Here is a 25,026-nt window from a genome sequence, read left to right as displayed (position 1 = left end):
GTCGGCGATCGTGGAGTTTTCGATCGCCGCCCTGACCGACGCCGACGTACCCGCCGTGGTCGACCTTTGCCGCGAGGCGCTGGACCTGCCGGAAGACGCCGCGGAGGCGGACCGGATCGTGGCCCGGATACGCGAGCAGCCGGGGATCGGCTTCGTCGCCACCGCGGACGGCGAGCTCGCCGGCGTGGTGCTCGGGTCGAGCTCGCAGCGTGACGACTCGATCGGCCATGTCGACCTGATCGCGGTGCGGCCGGCCGCCCGGCGGCAGGGCATCGGGCGGGCGCTGCTGGTCCGCGCCGAGGGCGCGCTGGCCGGCCGGGGCGCGGTCGAGGTGCTGCTGGCCGGCAACCCGCCGTACTACGCCTGGCCGGGCATCGACGTCCGCTACACGCCGGCGGTGTGCGCCGCCACCGCCCTCGGGTACGAGCAGGACCGCACCGCCTGGAACATGACGGCCGACCTCACCGGCCTCCGCCCCACCGAGGCCGCCGAGGAGCGCCTGGCCGCGAGCGGCGTCACGATCCGGCGCGCGGAGCCGGGCGACGTACCCGCGCTCGTCGACTTCGCCGAAGCCAACTTCAGCGACAGCTGGGCCGGCGAGGTCTCCGACTCGGTCGGGCGGCCGGGCGCCGGCTGCCACATCGCGCTCCGCGAGGCGGAAGTGCTCGGGTTCGCCGCCTACGGCTCGTCGCGGCCGAGCTGGTTTGGCCCGATGGGCACCGCGCCGGCCGCGCAGGGCCTCGGCATCGGCGGCGTGCTGCTCCGCCGATGCCTCCGCGACCTGCGCGACGCCGGCTACGAGCAGGCCCAGATCGGATGGGTGGGCCCGGTGCCCTTCTACGCGTCAGCCGTGGGCGCCCGGATCGAGCGCGTGTTCTTCCTCTACCGCAAGCAGCTATGACTCCGCGGGGAGCTGCGCCCGAGCCTCCTCGTAGCCACCTTCGCGCGCCTGGCCCGGCCCGTAGACGAGGTAGAGCACGCCGGTCGTGAACGTCGCGGACGACAAGAGGTCGAGCGGGATGGGAGCGTCGCCCTCGTCGAAGAGCCGCATGCCCTTGCGCACGGCGATCGGGTGCACCAGCAGGTGCAGCTCGTCGATCAGGCCCGCCGCGAGCAGCTGGCGCACGACCGAGACCGACCCGCTCATGCCGATCGCGCCGTCGCCCGGCTCGTTCTTCAGCGCGGTCACCGCCTCGACAAGGTCGCCCTGGAGCAGCTCCGAGTTGCGCCAGGTGAACTCCAGCGGCTGCCGCGACACCACGATCTTGCGCATGTCGCCGAGCTTCTTGGCGAACAGCGCGTCCTCGTCACCCGCGGTCTCCCGCTCCGGCCACGCACCGGCGAAGCTGTCGTACGTCACCCGGCCGATCAGCAGCGTGTCGGCCGCACCCAGCTGCCCGTCGACCGCCACGCCCATCTCGTCGTTGAAGTACGGGAAGTGCCACTGGTCCGGCGCCTCGACGACACCGTCGAGCGAGATGAAAAGCCCAGCGCTGATCTTCCTCATGACGCATCTCCCCACGTGATAGCCACTCGAACTCATCGGTCCGGCCACCCTATCCACGAGCCGAGCCGTCAAGCGATCTTGGCGGGCCAATCACGCGTAATGGTTGCGGTTTATCGCAACCACGCCGCCGAGTTGAGCTACCGCGATGTCCGTCGTGGTCCACGCCGTTGCTCCCGCGGCCTCACCCGTCCGCCGTTGGTCGCGGTTACCCCCTGATGCCCGCGCGGCCATCGGGAGCAGCGGTCTGGACCACGGCGGACATCGCGGTAGCTCAGGTCTGTGTCTTGGGTTGGATCCGCCTTACGGCCCGGACCGGCCGTCGAAAACGGGCATCGGGCGCATCCGGATCGATAGTCTCGTTTCTCCGCGAGCCTCCCTACCGGCCCATAACGTTGCCCGTGGAAGGAGGAGATCATGGCCAAGGAAAAGCGACCGAAGGACGATCTCCAAACCGTGGCGAAGTCCCGTATGGCCCAGACGCCGGCCGAGACGGCTGGGGGCAGGCTCGACCAGAGCCTCCCACCGGGCGCGGCCCGACCAGACCGGTCGGACCGCCCGGAGCGGCCGGACATGGCGACCAGGCGGGACGCGAATTCGCCACAGCCCAACCAGCACAACCAGCCGCGAACCGGACAGCCCCGCGAGATGAGCGGGCCTCAGGCGTCCACTGAGGACATGCCGCCGAAGCCGATGTCGCGGGCGGATAAGCAGCGCAACCAGCCACGTCGCTGACGCCGGTAAAGCCGGCCGCGGCGCACGGCCGCCGCGCAAGCGACGCGAGCGCTGACCAAATAGCGAAGGGGCGAGCCGGGTTAACCGGCTCGCCCCTCCATTTAGGACAGGTTGACCCTCACCTGAGCACAGGTAGGGATCAGAAGTCCATGTCACCGCCGCCGGGCGCACCCGCCGGGGCCTTCTCCTTCTCCGGCTTGTCCGCCACCACAGCCTCGGTGGTGAGGAACAGGGCCGCGATCGACGCCGCGTTCTGAAGCGCCGAACGGGTCACCTTGGCCGGGTCGATGATGCCCGCCGCCAGCAGGTCGACGTACTCACCGGTGGCCGCGTTGAGGCCGTGGTTGGTGTCCAGGTTGCGCACCTTCTCCACCACGACGCCACCCTCGAGGCCGGCGTTGACGGCGATCTGGCGCAGCGGCGCGTCGAGCGCGATCTTCACGATCGTGGCGCCGGTGGCCTCGTCGCCGACCAGGTCGAGCTTGTCGAAGGCGCTCTTGCCGGCCTGCACCAGCGCGACGCCGCCACCCGGGACGATGCCCTCTTCGACGGCGGCCTTGGCGTTGCGGACCGCGTCTTCGATGCGGTGCTTGCGCTCCTTGAGCTCGACCTCGGTGGCCGCGCCGACCTTGATGACCGCGACACCGCCGGCCAGCTTGGCCAGGCGCTCCTGGAGCTTTTCGCGGTCGTAGTCGGAGTCGCTCTTTTCGATCTCGGCGCGGATCTGGTTGACCCGGCCCTGGATCTGGTCGGCGTCACCGGCACCGTCGACGATCGTGGTCTCGTCCTTGGTCACCACGACCTTGCGGGCGCGGCCCAGCAGGTCGAGCGAGGCGGCGTCGAGCTTGAGCCCGACCTCCTCGCTGATGACCTGACCGCCGGTGAGGATGCCGATGTCGGTCAGCATCGCCTTGCGGCGGTCGCCGAAGCCGGGCGCCTTCACGGCGACGGACTTGAACGTGCCGCGCACCTTGTTGACGACCAGGGTGGCCAGCGCCTCGCCCTCGACGTCCTCGGCGATGATCGCGAGCGGCTTGCCCGACTGCATGACCTTCTCGAGGATCGGCAGCAGGTCCTTCACCGACGAGATCTTGCTGTTGACGATCAGGATGTAGGGGTCGTCGAGGACGGCCTCCATCCGCTCGGCGTCGGTCCAGAAGTACGGCGAGATGTAGCCCTTGTCGAAGCGCATGCCCTCGGTGAGCTCGAGCTCGAGGCCGAAGGTGTTGCTCTCCTCGACGGTGATGACGCCTTCCTTGCCGACCTTGTCCATCGCCTCGGCGATGATCTCGCCAACGGTGGCGTCACCGGCCGAGATCGACGCGGTGGAGGCGATCTGCTCCTTGGTCTCGACGTCCTTGGCGAGCTTCGCCAGCTCCTCCGCGACGTTGGCGACGGCCGCCTCGATGCCCCGCTTGAGGGCCATCGGGTTGGCGCCGGCAGCCACGTTGCGCAGGCCCTCGCGGACCAGCGCCTGGGCCAGGACGGTCGCCGTCGTCGTGCCGTCACCGGCCACGTCGTCGGTCTTCTTCGCGACCTCCTTGACCAGCTCCGCGCCGATCTTCTCGTAGGGGTCCTCGAGCTCGATCTCCTTGGCGATGCTCACACCATCGTTGGTGATGGTGGGCGCGCCCCACTTCTTCTCGAGCACGACGTTGCGGCCCTTCGGGCCCAGCGTCACCTTTACGGCGTCGGCGAGGGTGTTCATGCCCCGCTCAAGGCCGCGGCGCGCCTCCTCGTCGAACGCGATAATCTTGGCCATACGGCGTTGTCCTCCAGCTGGACATCCACGGCACTCCGGGCCTCAGGCTCGAAGCGCGCAGCGACCTTCCGTCGGCCGGGCCGGATAGCCCGCGACGACCGGCCACGTGCCGCGTCACCATCTGAGGTGCGCACGACCGCGGCCCCACCGCCCCGACCATTTGGCACTCACATGCCGCGAGTGCCAACAACCTGTTTAGCACTCTCCCCTAGGGAGTGCAAGCGCGTCCGGTGAACGGGCGATGAGGGCTGGGAAAAGCCGCACTAGAAAAGCTGGGAGGCGGGGCCGGATACCGGTGCCCCGCCTCAACGCGTTACTGGGCGGCTCAGGCGATGACCCGAACCTTCTCGGCCTGTGGCCCCTTCTGGCCCTGAGCGATCTCGAACTCCACGCGCTGGCCGTCGTCCAACGCCTTGTATCCGTCCATCTCGATCGCCGAGAAGTGGACGAAGACGTCCTGACCGCCGTCTACCGCGATGAAGCCGTAGCCCTTTTCGCTGTTGAACCACTTGACGGTGCCCTGTGCCACGGTGCACTTCCCTCACTTCGATGGTGCTGGGTTCGACAACCCCCGGCCGAACTGTCTGCTTGGCCGGGGCCGCCGATCCGTGGTCCGGGGTGGTCCGTCGAACACAGCGGCCGAAATCGCACGCTACACGAGGACCCCCGCCCGCGCACTACCCCAAAACGGACACCCGGGTCGTCACCCGGCATCCTGCCGCCCCTACCAGCACTCCTGCCTCGTTGAACTCACGTGGTTTCACACAGGCCAAACGGGCGGGGAAAGCACCGCGCACGGCTCGGTCAAGGGTGGCTCGCGGCGGCGTACGTAGCAGCCGCGCTGACCACCGTCGCCCTGGTCGCGACGGTGAGCACCAGCGAGGGTGCGGCGGTGCCCCGCTGGGTCTCCGGAGCGGACCGGGCGGCGGTGCCTTCGCCGGCGCCACCGCCACCGCGGGTCCACGTCGAACACGCCGGCTTCCTCTCCTGGGCATTGCTCGACCGCGGCACCGGCAGGATCAGCGGCTCGGCCAACCTCGCCGCACCCAGCGACACGATGTCGATGGTCAAGGCCTGGATCGCGGCCGACTACCTGCGGATGGCAGCGGACGGGGAGATCAGCGAGGCGCGGCTGCGCCAGCTCACCATCATGATCCGGGACAGCGACAACGCGGCCGCGGAGGCGCTGTTCGAGGCGGTCGGGCGCCGGGCCTCGATCGAGCGGCTGATCGCGAGTTGCGGGCTCACCGAGAGCAGCGCGTACGGCGAGTGGTGGAGCAAGACCACGATCTCCGCGCGGGACACCGTACGGCTCGGCGCCTGCATCGCGGACGGGCGGGCGGCGGGTCCACGGTGGACGGACTGGTTGCTGGACCAGATGCGCCAGGTACGCGGCGCCGGCGACTTCGGCGTGCGGCTCACCCTCCCCGACCCCGGCCGCGTGGCGATCAAGAACGGCTGGCTCCTGCGCGACGAGGACAAGCTGTGGCACATCAGCTGCCTCGCGATCACCGGCGAGTGGGTGCTCGGCGTACTGGTCCGCTACCCGGGCACGCTCGGCTTCGACTACGGCACCGCGCTTTGCGAGGAGGTCGGCCGCCAGGCCGTTGCCGCCGTTTAGGGTGGCCTGGTGACTGTGCGGCGGGTGCGAATCGAGGACGCGGGCCGGATGCGCGCACTCCGCCTGGAGATGCTCGCCGACACCCCGCTCGCCTTCCTGGAGACGCTCGCCGAGGCGGCGGCGCTCCCGCACCGCGAGTTCACCGAGCGGGTCGCCCGTGCCGCGTTCGGCGACTTCTGCGCCCAGTTCATCGCGGAGGTGGACGGGCGCTTCGTCGGGCACGCCGGCGGGATCGCCTCGCCCGACGACCCCAAGCTCACGATCATCTTCGCCGTGTACATCACGCCCGCCCACCGCGGCAGCGGCGTCCTGCGTGACCTCGTCGACGGCGTGGCCGCCTGGTCGCGCGGCGCCGGCCGCCCCGACCTGCTGCTGGAGGTCGTGGTCGGCAACGACCGGGCCGTGCGGGCCTACGAGCGGCTCGGCTTCGTCGACACCGGCATCCGCGTCGTCCACCCGGTGATCCCGGTGCTCACCGAGCTACAGATGCGCCGCCCCGCCTAGGCGGTGTGGCGGCGCGACTGGACGATGCGGAAGCGACTGGCCACGTACGCGCCGTCGGTCAGTGCCGCGTTCGCCGCCGGGTTGGCGCCGCTCGCGTGGAAGTCGGAGAACGCCGCCGACTGGTTGACGAAGACGCCACCGGTCAGGTTGCAGGAGAGGTGGACGCCCACGTCGAGCGCGGCCGCCTCGGCGTCGTCGAGCACCTTCTCGTCGGTCGAGTACACGGAGGCGGTCAGCGCGCCCCGCTCGCCCACGGTCGACCGGAAGATCTCCAGGCTCTGCGCCGTCGAGTCGGTCGTGATCACGAACGAGATGGGCCCGAACCACTCCCTGCCGTAGGTCTCCTCGGCGTCCGCGGGCAGCTTCAGGATCACGGGGGTACGGACGACCGCGCCCTCGAACGCCGGATGGTCGACGACCCGCGACTCCAGCACCGGCTCGCCGATCGACTTGACCTCGTCGAGCCGGTCGAGCACGCCGTCGTTGACGATCGCGCCGGTCAGCTCGACCGCGCGGGCCGGGTCGCCGGTCAGCTTGCCCACCGCGCCAGCGATGCCGGCCGCCACCTCGTCGAACGACTTGTGCCCCTGGTCGGTGCCGATGCCGCCGGCCGGCACCAGGACGTTTTGCGGCGTGGTGCACATCTGTCCGCTGTAGAGGGTCAGCGAGAAGCCGATATTGCGGCACATGCCGGCGAAGTCGTCGGTGGAGTCGACCACGATCGTGTTGACGCCGGCCTTTTCCGTGTACACGGCGGCCTGGCGCGCGTTTTCCTCCAGCCACTCGCCGTACGCGGTGGAGCCGGTGTAGTCGATGATCTTGACCTCGGGCCGCAGCGCCAGCGTGGACGCGAGCGCCTCGCCGGGCGCCTCGGGGGCGAGCAGCACCACATTCGGGTCGAAGCCCGCCTCGGCAAGCACCTCGCGGGCGTACCGCACGGTCACGGCGAGCGGGAGCACCGCCCGGGGGTGCGGCTTGACGATCACCGGGTTGCCGGTGGCGAGGGAGGCGAACAGCCCCGGGTACGAGTTCCAAGTCGGGAACGTGTTGCAACCGATGACGAGACCGATGCCGCGCGGCACCACGTGAAACCGCTTGGTCATCCGCAGCGGGTCGCCCTTGCCTGCCGGCTTCTCCCACGCGGCCTCGCCGGGGTGGCGGGTCATCTCCGCGTACGAGTACGCCAGCGCCTCCAGCGCGCGGTCGAGCGCGTGCGCCCCGCCCGCCTGGAACGCCATCACGAACGCCTGCCCGCTGGTGAACTGCACGGCGTTGGCGAGCTCGAAGACGTGCGCGTGCAGCCGGGCCAGGATCTCCAGGCAGACGCCGACGCGGACCTGCGGGCCGGCGTCGCGCCAGGCCGGCAGCGCGGCGGTCGCCGCGGCGACCAGCGCGCCGGCGTCGGCGTGCGGGTAGGTCACCGCGAGCTCGACGCCGAACGGGCTCGCCTCGGTCGCGATCCAGCCGTCGGTGCCGGGCTGGTCGAGCGGGAAGCGATTGTTGTGGTACGCCCGGAAGGCGGCTTCGCCGTCGGCGGCGGCCGTCTCGCCGTACACGCGGGGGCTGGGCGACTCGGGGTAGGCCGACCAGTAACCGCGCTCGGAGATCGCGGTGAGCGCACGCGAGAGGGTGTCGGCGTGCTTGTCGTACAGATGGCGTGGGGTGTCCGTCATGCCGCCATCATGCCCCACTCCAAGTGAGATGCTGGTGACTATGCCGAGGTGGCCTACGGTGCGTGCCACGCTGACGTGGGTTAACGGCACGACGCTCGCCGCCGTGGTGCTGTCCGCCGCCACGCGCACCCGCCTCGCGCGCGGACCGGGCGGCGTCTTGGTGGCCGGCGGCTACCGCCTGCGCCTGCCGAAGCAGTCGTGCTTCACCGTCGGCACGGTGGTCTTCACCAAGCGCCCGGCCGACTGGCTGCTCGACCCGGACCGGGCGGAGCTGCTCGCCCACGAGACCCGCCACGTCGCCCAGTACGCGGTGCTCGGCCCCTTCTTCTTCCCGCTCTACGCCGCCGCCTCCGCGTACTCGTACCTGATGACCGGCGGATACGGCTGCCGCAACTTCTTCGAAAAGCACGCGGGGCTGGCGGCCGGTGGCTACCACCAGCTCCCACTGCGTCCCTGGGCCTCGCGGGCCGGCGCCGCTATAGGTCGTGCTGCCAGTTCTGCCAGCCGTCGACGGGGCGGAAGCCCATCGCCTCGTTGATCGAGATCATGTGGTCGTTGACCGCCGCGTTCCACGTGTCGATCGCCCGCAGCCCCGGCTCGTGCACCCGGGCGTAGCGGAAGTTTTCCAGCTTGACGACCGTGCCGAGGCGGTGGCCCCGGTGGGCCGGCTCCACGATGGTGATCTGTTGAAACGCGTGCCAGTCGACCGTGCCGGGCAGGTCGATCGTGGTGAACGCCACCACCTTGCCGCTCTCGTCGTGGCGCACCGCCGAGTGGTAACGGCGTCGACCGCGGGCCATGACGACCGCGTCCATCGCGCGGAGGCGGTCGGCGTCGATCTTCTCGACCTCCCACTCGAGCTCACCCATCGGCGCGTCGGCGGTCAGCCGCCCGTCGAGGTACGCGATGTCGTCGATGATCTCCTCGGGCGTGGCGCCCCGCCACTGGATGAGCGAATAGCCAGCCGCGCGCTCCCAGGCGGCGGCGAGCTGCCGGTCGAGATCGGCCTCGTCGACCTTGGTGACGTCGAGGCGCCGGCGCACGTCGCTCAGCGCGCCCTTGGCGCCCATCGCGGTGGCGAACCCGCCGCCCGCCTCATCGCGCGCCACGCCGCCGGGCAGCGTCTCGACGGACATGCCCATCAGCCGCTTGCGGCCCAGCCCCCGGACCACGTCCTTGGCGTACTCGTACAGCGCGCGTCCCACGCCACGCCGCCGATACTCGGGATGCACCATGAGGTCGACCTCGGCGTTGTCGAGGTTGTCGAGCTGCGGCAGCTCGATCACCACGTAACCGGCGGCGACACCGTCGATCGTGGCCAGTGCCCGCTCGTGCGCGTTGCCGGGCCACGGGTGGCGCAGCTCGGCTAGGAAGCGCTGCCGCCCCACAGGCGGGAAGTCCGGCACATCCGCGGCCAGCGCGGCCTCGGTGATCTGGTAGGCCTGCTCGACGGCTTTCTCGTCGGCCGGATCTAGGGGCTTGACGGCGATGTCCATGCCACCGAGGGTGCCTCGCCAGGAGGCTCGTCGCGACCGATTTTGCGGGGAGATTTGGTCGGGAGGGACGGTCGCACAGCGCCTCCGGCGCTGGGACGTTAGAGCTAAAGCCTACGGCGACCGCCCTCCCGCACGGAGCATCCTGCGTCGTCCAGATGGCGCCGTCAAGTCCCCGGAGCGGTGTTTTCTCGACGGACGGCAAATTCACGACTACGGAATGCAACTCCCATCCCGGTAAAACTTTTCCTACCTGCGGCTCCCTCCGTGGTCGCGCTCCCACGGGCCGTGACCGGGAATCGCATGATCAGGAGTCGAGGAGGCCGGCGTCCCGGGCACCGCGGAGCGAGGGCTTGATCCGGTACGTCGGACCGACCTGCTCCGCCACCGCATCGATGGTCTTGAGCCCTTCGCCGGTGTTGAAGACGACCGTCTCGGCGTCCGGGTCGAGCTTGCCCGACTCGACGAGCTTTTTGAGCACGGCCACGGTCACGCCACCAGCCGTCTCGGCGAACACGCCGGTGGTACGGGCGAGCAGCTGGATCGCGTCGCGGATCTCGTCGTCGCTCGCGTAGTCCATCCAGCCGCCGGTGCGGCGCACGGCCTCCAGCGCGTACAGCCCGGCGGCCGGGTCGCCGATGTTGAGTGACTTGGCGATGCCGACCGGCTTGACCGGGATGATGTCGCTGACGCCGTTGTGCAGGGCCACGGCGATCGGGTTGCAGCCGGCGGACTGGGCGCCGAAGACCCGCCACCCGTTGGCCGGCGCCTCGACGAGGCCGATCTCGACAAGCTCGCTGAACGCCTTGTCGATCTTCGTGAGCAGCTCGCCGCTCGCCATCGGGATGACCACCTGCTCGGGCAGGCGCCAGCCCAGCTGCTCGGCCACCTCGTACCCGAGGGTCTTGGAACCCTCCGCGTAGTACGGCCGCACGTTGACGTTGACGAACGCGGTGTCTTCGAACTCGTCCGTCTCGACGAGCTCGCTGCACAGCCGGTTGACGTCGTCGTACGAGCCCTCGATCGCCACCAGGTCGCCGCCGTACACAGCCGTGGTGACGACCTTGCCGGGCTCGAGGTCACCGGGGATGAACACGATCGACGGCACACCGGCGCGGGCCGCGTGCGCGGCGACCGAGTTGGCCAGGTTGCCGGTGGAGGCGCAGGCGAAGCGGGTGAAGCCGAGCCCGCGCGCCGCGGTGAGGGCCACCGAGACGACCCGGTCCTTGAACGAGTGGGTCGGGTTGGCGCTGTCGTCCTTGACCCACAGCGGCCCGCGCACGCCCAGCTCGGCGGCGAGCTGGGAAGCGGAGACGAGCGGCGTGAGCCCCGGGTCGAGGGTCACCCGGCTCGCCGGGTCCTGTCCGGTGGGGAGCAGCGCCGCGTAACGCCAGATGCTGTGCGGGCCAGCCTCGATCTGTGCCCGGGTTACCCGCGCGAGAGCGGCCTGGTCGTAGGCCACCTCGAGCGGGCCGAAACACTCGTAACAGGCGTGCTGGGCGGCGAGCGGGTACTCCTTGCCGCAGCCGCGACAGGCGAGTGCGCGGGCAGGGCTGGTCTGGGTGGGGGCGTCCGAGGTGGTGATGGTCGTAGCGTCGAGTGTCGACGGCATCGAGGCGTCCTCTCATCTTTCCCCTGCGCCGCACCGTGCGGCGGGGACGGAATTGGCACCTGCTCCGCGATTGGCCTCGTCATCGAGTCACGCGGGTGGTTGCCGGGGCTTCATCGGGCCGTATCCCTCTGCCCCTCTGGATGAGGTATTCAGTTGTGTGTTCCCGACACAGTGTACGGGGCGAAGCCGGCTACCGCGCCTTTCCGGTGATCTGCCTCACGACACCACGTCTTTGCGGGTGAAGCGCCAGAAGGCGAGCGACCAGAAGAGCGTGGCGTACGCGACCGCCGAGATGCAGCCCTTGACGATGTCGTCGGACTGCACGGGCGTCGACAGCAGCCCCAGCCAGGCGTCGCTGTAGTGCGTCGGCAGGAAGGAACGGATGCTCCCCAGCGCGGTGATCTGGTCCAGGATGCTGGAGAGGATGAAGAGGAGCACCGCCCCGCCGACCGCGCCGAGCGGCGCGTCGGTGAGCACCGAGAGCAGGAACGCCAGCCCGGCCACCACCAGCAGGCCCACCGCGAGGTAGCCGAGGATGCCGAGCAGCCGCAGCAGGCCTTCCCCGGCCGGGATCTCGGCCGCCACGGTGCTGCGCAGCGGCGACCAGCCGTAGCGCAGCGTGCCGACGAGCAGGGCGGTGCCGGCGAGCAGGGTCAGGGCGACGGCCGAGTACCCGAGCGCGACGACCAGCTTGACCGCGAGCAGCCGGGCCCGGGGCACCGGTACCGCCAGCAGGTAGCGGAGGCTGCCCCAGCTCGCCTCGCTCGCCACCGTGTCGCCGCAGAAGAGCGCCACCACGACGGTGAGCAGGAAGCCGGCCGAGACGAAGAGCGTGAAGAGCGTGAAGTTGAGCCCGCCCGACGTGGCCAGGTCGATCAGGCTGGCGAACTCGCCGCCGCCGTTGTCGTCGTCGCCCCCGCTGTCGAACTGGAACGCGACCAGCACGATCAGCGGCAGCAGCACCATGAAGCCGAGCGCGAGCTGGGTGCGCCGCCGGGACGCCTGCCGCCGCCACTCCTGCCACACCGTGAGCGTGCGGCTCGGGCGGTAACCGGTGGCCGCGCCGATCGTCGCCGTGCTCATCGGTCACCACTCCCTCGCGAGTTGTCGCCCACCAGGGCCAGGAAGGCGTCTTCGAGCCGCCGCCGGGGCACCACCCGGTCGACCCCGACGCCGGCGCGGACGAGCTCGGCCACCACCTCGCTGCGCGCGGTGCCGTTGATGTCCACCACCAGCCCGTTGGCGCCGTCGCCGGCGACCGAACGCACCCCGGCGAGCCGCTGGAGCACCGCCTCGGCCGCGTCCACGTCGGAGACGTCCAGCCGCACCGTCGGCGAGTCACCCACGATCTCCTCGACCGGCCCGGACGCCACGATCTCGCCCTTGTTGACGACAACCGCGTGGGTGCAGGTCTGCTCCACCTCGGCGAGCAGGTGGCTCGACACGAGCACGGCCCGCCCGTCGGTGGCGTACCGCTTGAGCACCCGGCGCATCTCGGCGATCTGCGGCGGGTCGAGCCCGTCGGTCGGCTCGTCGAGCACCAGCAGCTCAGGCAGGCCCAGCATCGCCTGGGCGATCGCGAGGCGCTGCTTCATGCCGTGGCTGTACTTGCGGACCTTGCGGTGGATCGAGTCACCGAGCCCGGCGATCTCGACCGCCTCGTCTAGCCGGCCGTCCGCCTCCGGCCGGCCGGTGGCCCGCCAGTACGCCTTGAGGTTGTCGAGCCCGCTCATGTGGGGCATGAAGCCCGGCCCCTCGACAAGCGCGCCGAGCCGGGAGAGCACCGGCGAGCCGGGCACGAGCCGGTGGCCGAATACATATATCTCCCCGCCGGTCGGCTGGGTCAGCCCCATCAGCACGCGCAGCGTGGTCGTCTTGCCCGCGCCGTTCGGCCCGAGCAGCCCCATCACCTGACCGCGCTCGACCGTGAAGTCGACATTGGACACCGCGACGAAGCCGTCCGCGTACTCCTTGCGCAGCCGGCGGACCACGAGCGGCGTCTGCGCGTACTCCTCGTGGATCGTGGAATCGGCGCGGCGGTGCCGGCGCCGCACGACCAGCAGGACCACCGCGAGGCCCAGCAGCACCGCGGCGAGGAGCCCGGCGAGCACCCAGCGCCAGAGCACCGCGGTCGTCGGGATGGGTTCACCCGTGACCGTCGGCACCGTGATCCCGTCGCCGCCGAGCGCCACCGTGTACACGGCGGGTTGGGCCGGCGTCGCGTACCCCTGGTCGGAGGTGGCCACGACGACCCGCAGCCGGTGGCCGGCCTCGACCCGCCGCACGATCGCCGGCAGCGTCACGGTGACCGCCCGCGCCTGTGCCGGGTCGGCGGGCAGGCCGGTCAGCCGCACCGGCGCGACGATGCCGCCGGGGAGCGTGGCGGTGCCGTTTTCGTCGACGTCGTAGAGCTTGACGAAAAGCACGGCCTCGCCCGCCGGCGCCGCGGCCCGGATGGAGACGGTGGGCGTGCCCGCGATGTCGACCGCCTCGGCGAGCGGCTCGGACTGGAAGATCGCGTGCTGGCCGGGCAGGTCGCCGACCAGCCCGCCCACCTCGGAGGCGGCCGTGGTCAGGCTCCCGCCCCCGGGTATGGCGGAGATGGCGGCCGGGTTGCCACCGGGCGGGTTGGCGATCGGCTGCGGCGGCCCGGCGAGCGGCACCCGCTGGCTGGCCGTGCCGGAGAGCCCGGGGTAGTCGTCGACCGAGTAGCCGTTGGTGACGAGGCCGCGGTCCATCGCGTCGAAGCCGGCGACCCGCGACCAGGTGAAGCTGTTGGCCGGCGCGTCGCCCTCGCCCTTGACGTAGTGGTCGAGCCACTGCGCGGTGAGGAACCGCACCCGGTCACGGTCGGAGCGCGGGCCGTCGCCGCCGTCGTGGCCGCCGGTGAACCAGGCCACCCGCACCGGCGTGCCATTGGCCGCGATGCCCCGCGCGTTGGCGTCCGCCTCGGCGAGCGGGAAGAGCGTGTCCGCCTCGCCCTGTACAAGCAGGGTCGGCGCCTTGATCCGGTCGAGCACGGTCGCCGGGCTGGAGCGGCGCAACAGCTCGACGGCCTCCGGGGTGGCGCGGCCGGTGGTGGCGGTGCGCTGGTACATCTCGCAGACGTCCCGCGCGAAGCGGCCACAGGTCCCCCCGAAGAAGACCCCGGCCCAGCCTTTCTTGAAGACCCCGTCGACCGGATCACCGCCGGTGGACTGGGGCAGGAAGGAGCGGGCCAGGTCGTTCCAGGTGATCATGGGAACGATCGCGTCGACCCGCTGGTCCTGGGCGGCGAGCAGGAGCGCGAGCCCACCGCCGTACGAGCCGCCGACGACGCCCACCCGCGGGTCTCCGCCGGCGTCCTTGCGGACCTCGGGGCGGGCGGCGAGCCAGTCGAGGAGGCGCTGCGCGTCGCGCACCTCGTAGTCGGGGCTGTCGAGGTGGATCTCGCCGCCGCTGCGCCCGAAGCCTCGTGCCGTGTACGCCAGCACCGCGTAGCCGAGCCCGGCCAGGTCTTCGGCGTCGGTGCGCACACTCTCCTTGGTGCCGCCGAAGCCGTGCGCGAGCAGCACCGCCGGCACCGGGCCACTCCGCTCGGTGGGCAGGTAGAGCGTCGTGTCCAGGTCGACCGGCTCGTCGCCGCCCGGCCCGGAGCGGACGGAGACGATCTGCTGCTCCGTCGTATACGCCGCCGACTCTGGCCAGGCCACCCACACCGTCGCCGCGGCGAGCAGGGCGAACGCGACCGCCGCCGCGGGCAGGGCGCGGCGGACGCGCGGCGACCGGATCGATGGCATGAGCCAAACGGTACGGCGCGCCGCCCCGACCTGGCTGAGAAGCCTCTCAGGATGAACCGCCGGGCTACTCTCGGCGGGTGGCCGAACGCGATCTCACGCTGACCGCAAGCATGCGTCCGGCGGCACTTGACGCCCGCCGAGGGGTGGTGCGGCTCCATCCCGAGGTGCTGACCGCGCTCGACCTCAACCCCGGCGACCCGGTGCGGATGACCGGCCGGCGCGCGACCGCCGGCATCGCGGCCCGCGCCGAGGCCGGCGCCAGCCGCGCCCTGCTCTATGCCGACGACCTCATCCTCGGCAACCTCGGCGTGCGCGACGGCGGCCAGATCACGGTCGCGCCCGCGCCGGTCGTGGCCGCCCGCCGCGTCACGCTGGCCGGGCCCGCCGAGATCATCGCGGCCGTCTCCCCCGAGATGCTCCGCCTCGCGCTGCTCGGCAAGGTGGTCACCGCCGGCGACAACGTCTCGCTCCTACCCCAAGACGTGGTGACCGAGTCCGGCGTCCGCGCCCTCATCCAGGCCGCGCGGCGCAGCCTCGCCAACACAGTGGGGTACGCGTGGACGAGCACCCTGCTCACCGTCGGTGCCGTCGAGCCGGCTGACGCCGCACTGGTCACAATGGACACCGTCGTCGCCTGGGACGGTGGCCAGGCCACGCACGAGCCCGGCTCGGTGGCGGTGCAGCCACCCGCCACCGCTTCGGCCGAGGAAGCGCCGTCCATCGACGACCTGCCGGGGCTGCGCACCCAGGCGCAGGAGCTGACCGAGCTGCTCGACCTCGGCTTCCACCACCGCGAGGTGCTCACCAAGCTCGGCACCACGGTCGCGCTCGGCGTGCTCGTCACCGGCCCGGCCGGCTCGGGCAAGTCGGCACTCGTACGCGCGGTCGCGGCCGCCGTCGGCGCCACCGTGACCACCGTCTGGGCCCCCGAGGTGGCCGCGCTCACCAACAACGACGCGGCCGGCCGGCTCCGGTCGGCTGCCGCGAGCGTGCGCAAGAGCGGCCCGGCCGTCCTCCTCGTCTCCGATGTGGAGGCGCTGGCACCGCGCGACCAGCCTGGTCCACTGTCGACGGTGTTCCGCCAGCTGATCGCCGAGCTCGTCCGCGCCGGCGCCGCCGTCATCTGCACCACCAGCCGCCCCGAGTCCGTCGATCCCACGCTGCGCGGCCCAGACCTGCTGGCCGTGCAGCTAGCCGTGGCCCTGCCCGACGCCGCGATGCGCCGCGAGCAGCTGGCCGTCCTCACCCGCGGCATGCCGCTCGCGGAGGACGTCCGGCTGGACGACGTGGCCGGCCGTACACCAGGCTTCGTCGCCGCCGACCTCGCCGCGCTCGCCCGAGAGGCCGGCGTACGCGCGGCGCTGCGCATCCGCTCCTCCGGCGACGACGCACCCTCCACCGTCTCGATGGCCGATTTCGAAGCCGCGCTGGAGGTCGTCCGCCCGACCTCGATGGCACAGTCCACACTGGAGCTCGCCGCCGTCACCGTCGACGACGTCGGCGACATGGTCGAGGTCAAACAGGTGCTGACCGAGTCGGTGCTGTGGCCGCTGACGTATCCCGACACCTTCGCCCGGCTGGGCGTGCAGCCGCCCCGCGGGGTGCTGCTCTACGGCCCGCCCGGCTGCGGCAAGACCTACCTGGTCAAGGCCATCGCCGGCACCGGCAAGGCCAACGTGCTGTCGGTCAAGGGCGCCGAGCTGCTCTCCAAATGGGTCGGCGACAGCGAGCGGGCGGTACGCGAACTCTTCCGCCGCGCCCGCGAGGCCGCCCCCACCCTCGTCTTCCTGGACGAGGTGGACGCGCTGGCCCCGATACGCGGCCAGGCCACCGACGGCGGCACGACAGACCGCGTGGTCGCCGCCCTGCTGACCGAGCTCGACGGGGTAGAAGAACTGCGCAACGTTGTCGTGGTCGGCGCCACCAACCGCCCCGACCTGGTAGACGCCGCCCTGCTCCGCCCCGGCCGGCTGGAACGCCTCGTGTACGTGCCACCACCCGACGCCGAGGCCCGCGGCGAGATCCTGCGCGCCGCCTCCCGCAACGTCCCCCTGGCCGAAGACGTCGACTTGACGGCGCTGGCGTCGTCTCTGGAGGGCTTCTCCGCCGCCGACTGCGCCGCGCTGATCCGCGAGGCCGCGCTGGCCGCGATGCGCGAGTCCCTGGAGGCCTCCTCCGTGACCGCCGTCCACGTAACCACCGCACGGAAACGCGTGCGGCCGTCATTGGATCCGGGCCAGGTCGCCTGGCTGGAGACCTACGCCGAGCAGCAAGCCACCCACTGAGCGCTGACCCGAGGTACTGAGGTACTGAGGTACCACGGTGCGGTGAACGGAGGTGCTCGTATGGAAACCGACACGCGCGCCAAGCGCCAGGCCCCTCTCAAGGTCGACCCCGAGACCGACGAGCTGATCTCGCAAGGCGCGCACTTCCTCGGCATGACGAAGAAGGACCTCGTTGCCGAGGCGGTCCGCGCCTATCTCGCTGAGCGTCGCGAGGAGATCCACAACGCTATGTCCGAGGCATGCGCGTGCTGGACGGCACCACCAAGTCGCGCGTTGCCGTTATAACCGCAGTATCGTCGCAAGATATAGACCGGCTCGGCGGAATCAGGTGGTAATCGTCGGCGTGGAAGATGCCCGCCCGACTCTGCGCTGTCTACGCGATGATCTAAAGCTCCCCCTACCCACCATCGACGAGCCACTAGATGAGATAGATCATCCAATTCTAGGGAAGGCGACGGAGCAGTTCAGCAAGAACGACGTCGCCCACGAACGCATCCGCGCTATCGATGACCACGTCTTGTTCAAGGTCAAGGTACGGCGGTGGAGAGGCGCGGTGTGGCCTGAGGCCGATCGCCCGTGGGTCGTCGCGGCGGGCATCCGTGAGGCGGGGAGCCCGGACGACTTCTATGCGATTCTCGCAGCTGAGGGCAGGTCGGCGCGCGCACACTACAACAGGGACCACAGGCCAACCCTGACCACCGATACGTTTACAGATCATCTAATGCCTACGGAGGACGACCTGCTGCGCTATCGCTTGGAGGCGGGCGCGCGGCTCGAGTCGGTGATCCCGCGACTGGTTCGCGACTCGCTCTTTGACGGACGCGAACACACTGCGGATCTAGCAGCTTTCACAATTGGCGTACATGTACGCGCCGATCGTGGACATGAGACTTACGTCGCGATTTGTGTCGCTGGCTCAGTGCCACGTTAGCGGCGGCGGGTGCGGGCGCGGGTGGAGCGGATGCGCCTCAGCCGGCCGATCAGGATCGGGTCGTGGGCTAGCGCCGCCGGGTTGTCGAGCAGTCCATTGAGGATCTGGTAGTAGCGCGTCGCGGACAGGTCGAACTCGTCGCGGATGGCCTGCTCCTTCGAGCCGGCATGCTTCCACCACTTGCTCTCGAACGCCAAAATCTGGAGCTCCCGCTCGGAAAGAGCCGGCACCTCGTCCTCGACCGGGGCCGGAGCCGCGTCGAGGTCGGCGGCCGAGTCGAGGTCGGCGGCCGAGTCGAGGTCTGTGTCGGGCTCGACGTCGAGGTCATCCTCCACAGTGGGGGGAGCCTCGGCGTCGAGCGCGCGAGGGTTGGCGGCGGGGTGCTTCATGAGGCGCCTCGCGGAGATATCGATTAGCACGGAAGTGCTAAGAGACTACCTCACGTGATGTCTCGGCTGCGCATCAGCCAGACCGCCGCGGCGATCACCGCGGCCGTTCCCACGCCGAAGACCAGGGCGGACTGCTGCCAGGTGACGATGAACTTATCTGGTTCGCATTCGCCGCTGAAGCTGAAGTTGCACGAGTTCCAGTCGGTCAGCTCCCACCGCTTTTCGAACCAGGCCAGCGCGTACGTGGACAGCACCCAGCGGTCGGCGAAGCGGACCTGGGCGATGCCCAGCGCGATCCGTATGCCGATCTCGCTGACCACGCCGAGGCCGATCGCCACGCCGAGGGCCATCGCGGTGTGGCGGCCGACCGACGCGAGGCCGAACGCGATCGCGGTTACCGCGAGCACCAGGCCGGCGCCGCGCGCGCCGCTGAGTGCGAAGGACTCCCAGGCGCCCTGGGTCATCTTGCCGGTCTGCCCGTCGAACTTGCCCATGAACCAGAACACGACCGTCCACACCGCGCCCAGCACGACCGTCACCGCGAGCACGCCGCCGAGCAGCACACCCAGCTTGGTGAACAGCACGGGGAGCCGGCGGGGGCGCCACAGCAGGAGGTTCATCATGCCGCCGCTGTGCCACTCGGCACCGACGTACGAGGCGCCGACGATGAAGCCGAAGAGTGCCACGATGCCGGCGAACACCGAGATGAAGACGCCGAACTGGTCGCGGAAGTGGAACTCGTACGGCAGGTGCCACGACGAGTCGAACTGCTCGCGCTGCGGCGCGAAACCCTCCTCCTTGCCGCAGTCCGGTGGGAAGCGCTGCGTGACGTCCTCTCCGCGCGCCTTCGCCGCCTCGCACTCGGTGACCATCTGCTGGTGGTATTGCAGAGCCTGCTCGTAGTCGCGCTGGGCGTCCGCCTCCGCGGCGGCCAGCTGGGTCGGGCCGATCTTGTGGCTGGCGATGGAGAAGGCCACCGCGATCGTGCCCAGGCCGAGCACCAGCAGGATCATCATCAGCCGGGTGATGCGGCGCTTGGCGAGGCGACGGACCTCCGCCTTGACCAGACCCTTCATGCCGGCACCTCCACGGACTGGTCGACCTGACGGTGCACGCCGGCCACCGGGGCGGTGCCGGTCAGCTCCAGGAACACGCTCTCGAGGTCGACGGTGACCGGGGCGAGCTCGCTCACGTAGAGCTCGCGGCCGGCCAGCGTGCGGGTGACCCACGCCGGCTTTTCGACGCCGGTGACGAGCAGGTGGTCGGGCTTGAGGTCGACCCGCGCACCGGCCGCGACCAGCACCTGCGCCGCCACGGGAAGATCGGTCGCGGACTCCAGCCGCACCACGACTCCGCCGCCGGAGTGCTGCGCCAGCACCTCCGCGACCGGGCCGGAGGCGACCCGCCGGCCCAGCGAGATGATCGTGACGGAGTCGCAGATCTGCTGCACCTCGCCGAGGATGTGGCTGGAGAGCACCACCGTCATGCCGGACGCGGAGAGCTGCCGCATCAGGTCGCGCATCTCCCGGATGCCGCCCGGGTCGAGACCGTTGGCCGGCTCGTCGAGGATCAGCAGCTCCGGGCTTTTGAGGAGGGCGGACGCGACGGCCAGGCGCTGCTTCATACCCAGGGAGTAGGTCTTGACCCGCTCCTTCGCCCGGTCACGCAGGCCCACCAGCTCAAGCACCTCGGCCACCCGGACCTGCGGCACGTCACCGGCGTCGGCCAGCAACGACAGCGTGTCCTGCGCGGAGAAGTGCGGGAAGAACTGTGGACTCTCCACAATGGCGCCGACCCGGCCGGCGACCTCCGGCAGGCGGGCCGGCACCTCCTGGCCCAGGATCGCCATCCGGCCGCCGTTGGGGCGGATGAGGCCCAGCAACGTGCGCAACGTCGTGGTCTTGCCGGACCCGTTCGGGCCGAGGAAGCCGTGCACCTGGCCGGCCTCCACCACCATGTCGAAGCCGTCGAGCGCCCGCCGGGCGCCTTTACGACGGCTGCGGTAGGTCTTTCGCAGACCTTCTATCTCCAGCACCGCTGTCACGCCGACAACATACTCGGTATGCACCAGGGCCGCTGCCCCGTCGATCTTGCCCCGAATTAGGCGGAGATGACCCGCACTCCAGCCGCCTCGAACGCGGCCAAGGTCTCCGGAGGTGCGCCCGAGTCGGTCACGAGCATCTCGATCCGCTCGATCGGGCAGATCCGGGCGAACGCGTGGCCGCCCAGCTTGGACGAGTCCGCGATGATGACGACGCGCTTCGCGCGGGCCACCATCAGGTTGTTCATCGAGGCCTCGCCCTCGTGGTGGGCGGCGGCGCCGAGCTGCACGTCGATCGCGTCTACGCCGAGCAGCGCCACGTCGAGCGTCACCTCGCGCAGGAGTGCTCCGCCGAGGGGTCCGACCAGCTCGTACGACTGCGGCCGCACCACACCACCGGCCACCACGATCTTCATCCGGGAGCGGACGAGCAGCTCGTTCGCGATGTTGAGCGCGTTGGTCACGACGGTGAGCTGAGCGCCGTCGTTGCCGCTGTTGAGGTCGGGGCGCACGGCCAGCGCGCGGGCGACCTCGGTCATCGTGGTGCCGCCGTTGAGGCCGACGACCATGCCCGGCGACACCAGAGCGGCGGCCGCCGCGCCGATGCGCTGCTTTTCGGCCGAGTGCTTGGCCGTCTTGTACCGCAACGGCAGGTCGTACGAGACGCCGTTGGCCACAGCGCCGCCGCGCGTGCGCGTAATCATCTGCTGCTGGGCGAGCTGGTCGAAGTCGCGCCGGATCGTGGCCTGCGAGACGTCGAGGCGGGTGGCGGCGTCTTCCACGCTGACCCGCCCGCTGTCGGTCAGCAGCTCCAGCAGGGCGTTCCAGCGTGCGTAGCGATCCACGGTAGCCTCCGCAGTACGGACCGTGCATGAATGCGTGCACAATAGTGCGCGAAACATCCGTACGCAAAGCAGCCCGCTGCGCGAAGCTGCGCATGGTTGCCACCGGCCGGCCAGACCGCGCACAATGACGCGCGAAAGCCGGTCGGTCTGAACCGTTACGCGCAGGAGAATCATGGCTTACGTCGACGGTGAGATAGCCAGCCAGCCGGACTGCTGGCGCCAAGCGGCAGACCTGGCCGGCCGGTCGGAAGCGCTGCCACGCCCCGGCGAGCGGGTCGCGGTCGTCGGTTGCGGCACGTCGTGGTTCATGGCGATGGCGTACGCGGCGCTGCGCGAGCGCGCCGGCCACGGCGAGACCGACGCGTTCCAGGCCTCCGAGTTTCCCGCCTCCCGGCGCTACGACCGCGTCGTGGCGATCACCCGTTCGGGCACCACCACCGAGGTACTCGACCTGCTCGGCGCCGTCGACGCGCCGACCACGGCGATCGTCGGAGACCCGTCGGCACCGGCGGCGCAGCTCTCGAGCGACGCGGTGCTGCTGCCCTTCGCCGACGAGCGGTCGGTGGTGCAGACCCGCTTCGCGACCACGGCGCTCGCACTACTCCGCGCCCACCTCGGCGAGGATCTCGGCCCGGTCGCGGTCGACGCGGAGGTCGCCGTGCGCGCACCCCTGCCGGTCGACCCCACGATGATCGACCAGGTCACGTTCCTGGGGCGGGGCTGGACCGTGGGTCTCGCCCACGAGGCGGCGCTGAAGGCCCGTGAGGCGGCCACGTTCTGGGCCGAGGCCTACCCGGCCATGGACTACCGCCACGGCCCCATCTCCGTCGCGGCGACCGGCCGCGCGGTGTGGGCGTTCGGCGAGGTGCCGGAAGGGCTGGCCGAAGACGTGGCGGCCACCGGCGCCGCCTTCGTGCACGGCAGCCTGGGCGGCGGTTACTCCGCGCTCGGCCGGTGGGGCGGCGGCCGCAAGCCGCTCGACCCGATGGCCGACCTCATCCTGGCCCAGCGCTTCGCGGTCGCGCTGGCCGCCAGCCGCGGCCTCGACCCGGACGCACCCCGCCACCTGAGCAGATCGGTCGTCCTCGCATGAGCGAGCGAGACGACGCCTCGCGCCCGCCTGCGGCGCGGCGAGGCCGGGCGTGACCAGCGCGGTCGTCGCGCTGGACGTCGGCGGCACCGGCATCAAGTGCGCGCTCGTGTCCGGCGCTGGCGAGGTGCTGCACACCGAGCGCCACCCCACCGGCGCCGCCCGCGGCCCCGCCGCCGTCGTAGAGACGATCCTCGACCTGGCCAGCGGCCTCGCCGACAAGGCACGCGCCGACGGCCTCACCCCGGTCGCGGTGGGCCTGACCTCGCCCGGCGTCGTCGACGAGGCGGCCGGCGTCGCGGTCTGGTCCGCGAATGTGGGCTTCCGGGACGTACCCCTGCGTGATCTTGTGTCGGCGCGGCTCGGACTGCCCGCGGCGCTCGGCCACGACGTGCGTGCGGGTGGCCTGGCCGAGGCCAGGCTGGGGTCCGGGCGTGACTTCCGGCACGTGCTCTTCGTCGCGATCGGCACCGGCATCGCGGCCGCCCACGTGGTCGGTGGGCAGGGCTTCGCCGGCGCGCACGGCGCCGCGGGCGAGCTGGGACACATCGTGGTACGCCCGGGTGGCACCCCGTGCGGCTGCGGCGCGCGCGGCTGTCTGGAGGCGGAGGCGTCCGCCGCCGGGGTGAGCCGCCGATACGAGGCGACCGCCGGCAGGCAGGCGACGGCCGCCGAGGTGGTCGCCCTCGCCGCCGCTGGCGACCCCGTCGCGATCGAGGTCTGGACCGAGACCATCGAGGTACTGGCGGACGGGCTGGTCACCGCCCAGACGCTCTACGACACGGAGGCGATGGTGCTCGGCGGCGGCCTGGCCGAGGCCGGCGGCATGCTGCTCGACCCGCTGCGCGTGGCGATCCGCGAGCGGCTGCGCTTCCAGCGCGAGCCGGCCCTGGTGCACGCCGCACTCGGCGACGAGGCCGGCTGCGTCGGCGCGGCCCTCCTGGCCCTGGACGCACGCACATGAGGGTCGGGGGGCGGGTGGTGACGCCGGACGGCGTTGTCGAGAGCGGCTACGTGGAGGTGGCCGGCGACACGATCGTGACGGTCGGCACCGGCGCCCCGGCGAGCGACACCTGGATCGTGCCCGGGTTCGTCGACATCCACACGCACGGCGGGGGCGGGCACACGTTCACCACGGGCGACCCGGCGGCGGCGCGCGAGGCGGCCGCCTTCCACCTGCGACACGGCACGACGACGCTGCTGGCCAGCCTGGTCAGCTCGCCGTACGAGCTGATGCGCGCCGCCACCGCCGCCTTCGCCCCGCTGGTGGCCGAGGGCGTGCTGGCCGGCGTCCACTACGAGGGGCCGTACCTGTCGGAGGTGCGCTGCGGTGCGCAAAACCCGGCCTACCTGCGCGACCCGTCCACGGAGGAGCTCGCCGCGCTGCTCGCGCTCGGCGGGGGTGCGGTGCGAATGGTCACGATCGCCCCGGAGCGCACGGGCGCACTCGACGCGATCAAGCTGCTCGGCGCCCACGGCGTGGTGGCCGCGATCGGGCACACCGACGCCACGTACGACCAGACGCTCGCCGGGATCGAGGCCGGCGCCACGGTCGGTACCCACGTCTTCAACGGCATGCGCCCGCCGCACCACCGCGAGCCCGGCCCGGTCTTCGCGCTGCTCGGGGCCGACTCGGTGGTCTGCGAGCTGATCCCCGACGGCATCCACCTGCACGACGGCACGCTGGCGTTCGCCGCCAAGGTCGCCGGCCCTGACCGAGCCGCCCTGATCACCGACGCGATGGCGGCGGCCGGGATGCCCGACGGCGAGTACGAGCTGGGCGGCCAGGCCGTCGTCGTGGCCGACCGCGTGGCCCGGCTGTCCCGCGACGGCTCGATCGCCGGCAGCACGCTCACGATGGACGCGGCGCTGCGCCAGGCGATACACGCGGGGGTGTCCATCGTGGACGCGGTCCGCATGGCCACTCTGACCCCGGCGCGCGCGATCGGGGTCGCCGGCGACGTGGGCGCGCTGGCGCCCGGCTTACGCGCCGACCTCGTCGTGCTCGACGACACCTTGCGCGTCGAGCGCGTGATGCGCGCCGGCTCCTGGCTCTAGGCGTCCGGGCGGGGGAGTGACGGCCAGGGGATGCGCGTCAGGAGGCGGTCGAGCAGCAACCCGAGCAGCAGGCCGGCCACCGAGTCGGTGACCCAGTGGAAGTTCAGGTAGACCGTCGTGCAGAAGACGATCGCCGGGGGCGCGATGCGGATCCAGCGGCGGGCCGTCCGGCCGAGCCAAGGTGCCAGGAGCAGCGTGAGCACGCCGTACCAGACGATCGTGTTGACCAGGTGGCCGGAGGGATAGGAGAGGCTGTACTCGCCCGGCGGCAAATGGTTGAAGAGCTCCACCGCGTCCGGGAGGGTCGAGCGCGGCGCGGCGCGGTCGGTCCAGAGCTTGAGCGGCAGGATGGCGAAGCCGGTGGCCAGGAAGGCCGACACCACCAGTGCGAACGGCCACGCCGAGCGGCGGCGGACGCCGAGCCAGATCGCGATGCCGGCGCTGATCAGCGTGAGCGGGCTGCCGCTGCCGAGGAAGTTGAGCGTGCGGGTGACCCAGTAGGCCGGGTCCCACTCGTGGTCGAAGACCCAGTCGGCGACGGCCTGGTCGAGGTCGAGGAGCCAGCCTGCCGCGAGCGCGGCGGTCAGGCCGGCGAACCCGACCAGCAACAGGGCGTCGAACCACCAACCCGCGGGCCACACCTGGCCGAGCCGGCGGCCCGCTGACCTGGTGGGCTCGGCGCGAGTCTCCTGCACGAACCCCAA

General features: G+C 71.3%; 24 protein-coding genes and 1 riboswitch. Of the genes, 11 read left to right on the top strand and 13 right to left on the bottom strand.

The genetic code is table 11. The annotated features are described in order from the left end of the window. The first annotated feature begins 10 nt into the window (after positions 1–10). Complete coding sequence (locus tag ACTMTJ_RS25025; protein ID WP_441220147.1) at positions 11–901, top strand: GNAT family N-acetyltransferase; 891 nt, start codon at positions 11–13, stop codon at positions 899–901. Here the strand turns inward: ACTMTJ_RS25025 and ACTMTJ_RS25020 are convergent. Then, positions 896–1,507, bottom strand: coding sequence for a dihydrofolate reductase family protein (locus ACTMTJ_RS25020; protein ID WP_441220146.1), 612 nt, complete (start codon positions 1,505–1,507; stop codon positions 896–898). The two genes, ACTMTJ_RS25025 and ACTMTJ_RS25020, sit on opposite strands and share 6 nt — an antisense overlap. Positions 1,508–1,921: 414 nt before the next feature. Between ACTMTJ_RS25020 and ACTMTJ_RS25015 the strand changes: the two genes are divergently transcribed. Continuing rightward, positions 1,922–2,239, top strand: a complete 318-nt coding sequence (locus ACTMTJ_RS25015; protein WP_441220145.1) for a hypothetical protein — start codon at positions 1,922–1,924, stop codon at positions 2,237–2,239. Positions 2,240–2,378: 139 nt separating this feature from the next. Here ACTMTJ_RS25015 and groL read toward each other — a convergent pair whose 3' ends face one another. Next, the gene (gene groL, locus ACTMTJ_RS25010; RefSeq protein ID WP_441220144.1) at positions 2,379–4,001 is read right to left on the bottom strand and encodes a chaperonin GroEL; all 1,623 of its coding nucleotides are present in this window, start codon (positions 3,999–4,001) and stop codon (positions 2,379–2,381) included. Positions 4,002–4,326: 325 nt separating this feature from the next. Beyond that, positions 4,327–4,530: a cold-shock protein gene (locus tag ACTMTJ_RS25005; protein ID WP_033342363.1), complete on the bottom strand. Its 204-nt coding sequence runs from the start codon at positions 4,528–4,530 to the stop codon at positions 4,327–4,329. A 339-nt stretch (positions 4,531–4,869) separates the two neighbouring features. On the opposite strand from ACTMTJ_RS25005, the gene ACTMTJ_RS25000 reads away from it, so the two are divergent. Both ACTMTJ_RS25000 and ACTMTJ_RS24995 read left to right on the top strand, forming a co-directional pair. After that, the gene (locus ACTMTJ_RS25000) at positions 4,870–5,622 is read left to right on the top strand and encodes a serine hydrolase (RefSeq protein ID WP_441220143.1); all 753 of its coding nucleotides are present in this window, start codon (positions 4,870–4,872) and stop codon (positions 5,620–5,622) included. 9 nt (positions 5,623–5,631) lie between these two features. Beyond that, on the top strand, positions 5,632–6,126 hold the full coding sequence (locus tag ACTMTJ_RS24995; RefSeq protein ID WP_441220142.1) for an N-acetyltransferase family protein: 495 nt from the start codon (positions 5,632–5,634) through the stop codon (positions 6,124–6,126). Here ACTMTJ_RS24995 and paaN read toward each other — a convergent pair. Continuing rightward, positions 6,123–7,799 carry a phenylacetic acid degradation protein PaaN gene (gene paaN, locus ACTMTJ_RS24990; RefSeq protein ID WP_441220141.1) on the bottom strand — a complete coding sequence of 559 codons (1,677 nt, stop codon included), beginning with the start codon at positions 7,797–7,799 and terminating at the stop codon, positions 6,123–6,125. The two genes, ACTMTJ_RS24995 and paaN, sit on opposite strands and share 4 nt — an antisense overlap. A gap of 58 nt (positions 7,800–7,857) precedes the next feature. Between paaN and ACTMTJ_RS24985 the strand changes: the two genes are divergently transcribed. After that, positions 7,858–8,337 (top strand): hypothetical protein, encoded by a 480-nt coding sequence (locus tag ACTMTJ_RS24985; RefSeq protein WP_441220140.1) that lies wholly within the window; start codon positions 7,858–7,860, stop codon positions 8,335–8,337. Here the strand turns inward: ACTMTJ_RS24985 and ACTMTJ_RS24980 are convergent. The 4 genes from ACTMTJ_RS24980 to ACTMTJ_RS24965 all read right to left on the bottom strand — a co-directional run bounded on the left by ACTMTJ_RS24980 (position 8,276) and on the right by ACTMTJ_RS24965 (position 14,674). Further along, positions 8,276–9,295, bottom strand: a complete 1,020-nt coding sequence (locus ACTMTJ_RS24980) for a GNAT family N-acetyltransferase (RefSeq protein ID WP_441220139.1) — start codon at positions 9,293–9,295, stop codon at positions 8,276–8,278. The genes ACTMTJ_RS24985 and ACTMTJ_RS24980 overlap by 62 nt on opposite strands. A gap of 304 nt (positions 9,296–9,599) precedes the next feature. Further along, positions 9,600–10,904 carry a threonine synthase gene (thrC, locus tag ACTMTJ_RS24975; RefSeq protein WP_441220138.1) on the bottom strand — a complete coding sequence of 435 codons (1,305 nt, stop codon included), beginning with the start codon at positions 10,902–10,904 and terminating at the stop codon, positions 9,600–9,602. A gap of 9 nt (positions 10,905–10,913) precedes the next feature. Continuing rightward, positions 10,914–11,051: riboswitch (SAM riboswitch) on the bottom strand. A gap of 69 nt (positions 11,052–11,120) precedes the next feature. Further along, positions 11,121–11,987, bottom strand: a complete 867-nt coding sequence (locus ACTMTJ_RS24970) for an ABC transporter permease (protein WP_441220137.1) — start codon at positions 11,985–11,987, stop codon at positions 11,121–11,123. Then, on the bottom strand, positions 11,984–14,674 hold the full coding sequence (locus ACTMTJ_RS24965) for an alpha/beta fold hydrolase (protein ID WP_441220224.1): 2,691 nt from the start codon (positions 14,672–14,674) through the stop codon (positions 11,984–11,986). Before ACTMTJ_RS24965 ends, ACTMTJ_RS24970 begins: the two co-directional genes overlap by 4 nt. A gap of 119 nt (positions 14,675–14,793) precedes the next feature. Here ACTMTJ_RS24965 and ACTMTJ_RS24960 point away from each other — a divergent pair, with 119 nt between their 5' ends. From ACTMTJ_RS24960 to ACTMTJ_RS24950, 3 genes are read left to right on the top strand one after another with little or no spacing between them, the layout of a single operon-like run. Further along, positions 14,794–16,968 (top strand): AAA family ATPase, encoded by a 2,175-nt coding sequence (locus ACTMTJ_RS24960; RefSeq protein WP_441220223.1) that lies wholly within the window; start codon positions 14,794–14,796, stop codon positions 16,966–16,968. Between the two features lie 60 nt (positions 16,969–17,028). Beyond that, positions 17,029–17,253 (top strand): hypothetical protein, encoded by a 225-nt coding sequence (locus ACTMTJ_RS24955; RefSeq protein WP_441220136.1) that lies wholly within the window; start codon positions 17,029–17,031, stop codon positions 17,251–17,253. Between the two features lie 43 nt (positions 17,254–17,296). Then, a complete protein-coding gene (locus ACTMTJ_RS24950) occupies positions 17,297–17,899 on the top strand; it encodes a hypothetical protein (RefSeq protein ID WP_441220135.1) in 603 nt (200 codons plus the stop codon). Here the strand turns inward: ACTMTJ_RS24950 and ACTMTJ_RS24945 are convergent. Genes ACTMTJ_RS24945 through ACTMTJ_RS24930 form a run of 4 tightly spaced genes read right to left on the bottom strand, consistent with a single transcriptional unit; the run spans position 17,896 to position 21,174 of the window. Beyond that, on the bottom strand, positions 17,896–18,288 hold the full coding sequence (locus tag ACTMTJ_RS24945; protein WP_441220134.1) for a DUF3263 domain-containing protein: 393 nt from the start codon (positions 18,286–18,288) through the stop codon (positions 17,896–17,898). The two genes, ACTMTJ_RS24950 and ACTMTJ_RS24945, sit on opposite strands and share 4 nt — an antisense overlap. A gap of 50 nt (positions 18,289–18,338) precedes the next feature. After that, the gene (locus ACTMTJ_RS24940; RefSeq protein WP_441220133.1) at positions 18,339–19,364 is read right to left on the bottom strand and encodes an ABC transporter permease subunit; all 1,026 of its coding nucleotides are present in this window, start codon (positions 19,362–19,364) and stop codon (positions 18,339–18,341) included. After that, positions 19,361–20,332, bottom strand: a complete 972-nt coding sequence (locus ACTMTJ_RS24935; RefSeq protein ID WP_441220132.1) for an ATP-binding cassette domain-containing protein — start codon at positions 20,330–20,332, stop codon at positions 19,361–19,363. The genes ACTMTJ_RS24940 and ACTMTJ_RS24935 overlap by 4 nt, the downstream gene beginning before the upstream one ends. Positions 20,333–20,388: 56 nt before the next feature. Then, positions 20,389–21,174, bottom strand: a complete 786-nt coding sequence (locus ACTMTJ_RS24930; protein WP_441220131.1) for a DeoR/GlpR family DNA-binding transcription regulator — start codon at positions 21,172–21,174, stop codon at positions 20,389–20,391. A 172-nt stretch (positions 21,175–21,346) separates the two neighbouring features. On the opposite strand from ACTMTJ_RS24930, the gene ACTMTJ_RS24925 reads away from it, so the two are divergent. Genes ACTMTJ_RS24925 through nagA form a run of 3 tightly spaced genes read left to right on the top strand, consistent with a single transcriptional unit; the run spans position 21,347 to position 24,322 of the window. Next, positions 21,347–22,267, top strand: coding sequence for an SIS domain-containing protein (locus ACTMTJ_RS24925; protein ID WP_441220130.1), 921 nt, complete (start codon positions 21,347–21,349; stop codon positions 22,265–22,267). A 49-nt stretch (positions 22,268–22,316) separates the two neighbouring features. Continuing rightward, positions 22,317–23,228: an ROK family protein gene (locus tag ACTMTJ_RS24920; protein ID WP_441220129.1), complete on the top strand. Its 912-nt coding sequence runs from the start codon at positions 22,317–22,319 to the stop codon at positions 23,226–23,228. Next, positions 23,225–24,322, top strand: a complete 1,098-nt coding sequence (gene nagA, locus ACTMTJ_RS24915; protein WP_441220128.1) for an N-acetylglucosamine-6-phosphate deacetylase — start codon at positions 23,225–23,227, stop codon at positions 24,320–24,322. The genes ACTMTJ_RS24920 and nagA overlap by 4 nt, the downstream gene beginning before the upstream one ends. Here nagA and ACTMTJ_RS24910 read toward each other — a convergent pair. Beyond that, positions 24,319–25,017 carry a phosphatase PAP2 family protein gene (locus ACTMTJ_RS24910; protein WP_441220127.1) on the bottom strand — a complete coding sequence of 233 codons (699 nt, stop codon included), beginning with the start codon at positions 25,015–25,017 and terminating at the stop codon, positions 24,319–24,321. The two genes, nagA and ACTMTJ_RS24910, sit on opposite strands and share 4 nt — an antisense overlap. Positions 25,018–25,026 lie beyond the last annotated feature (9 nt).

Origin of the sequence: Phytohabitans sp. LJ34 (genome assembly GCF_052068095.1) — a bacterium.
GTDB lineage: Bacteria > Actinomycetota > Actinomycetes > Mycobacteriales > Micromonosporaceae > Phytohabitans.
The sequence above is the reverse complement of the archived record's forward strand: the minus strand, read 5'-3'. Positions and strand labels throughout refer to the sequence as shown.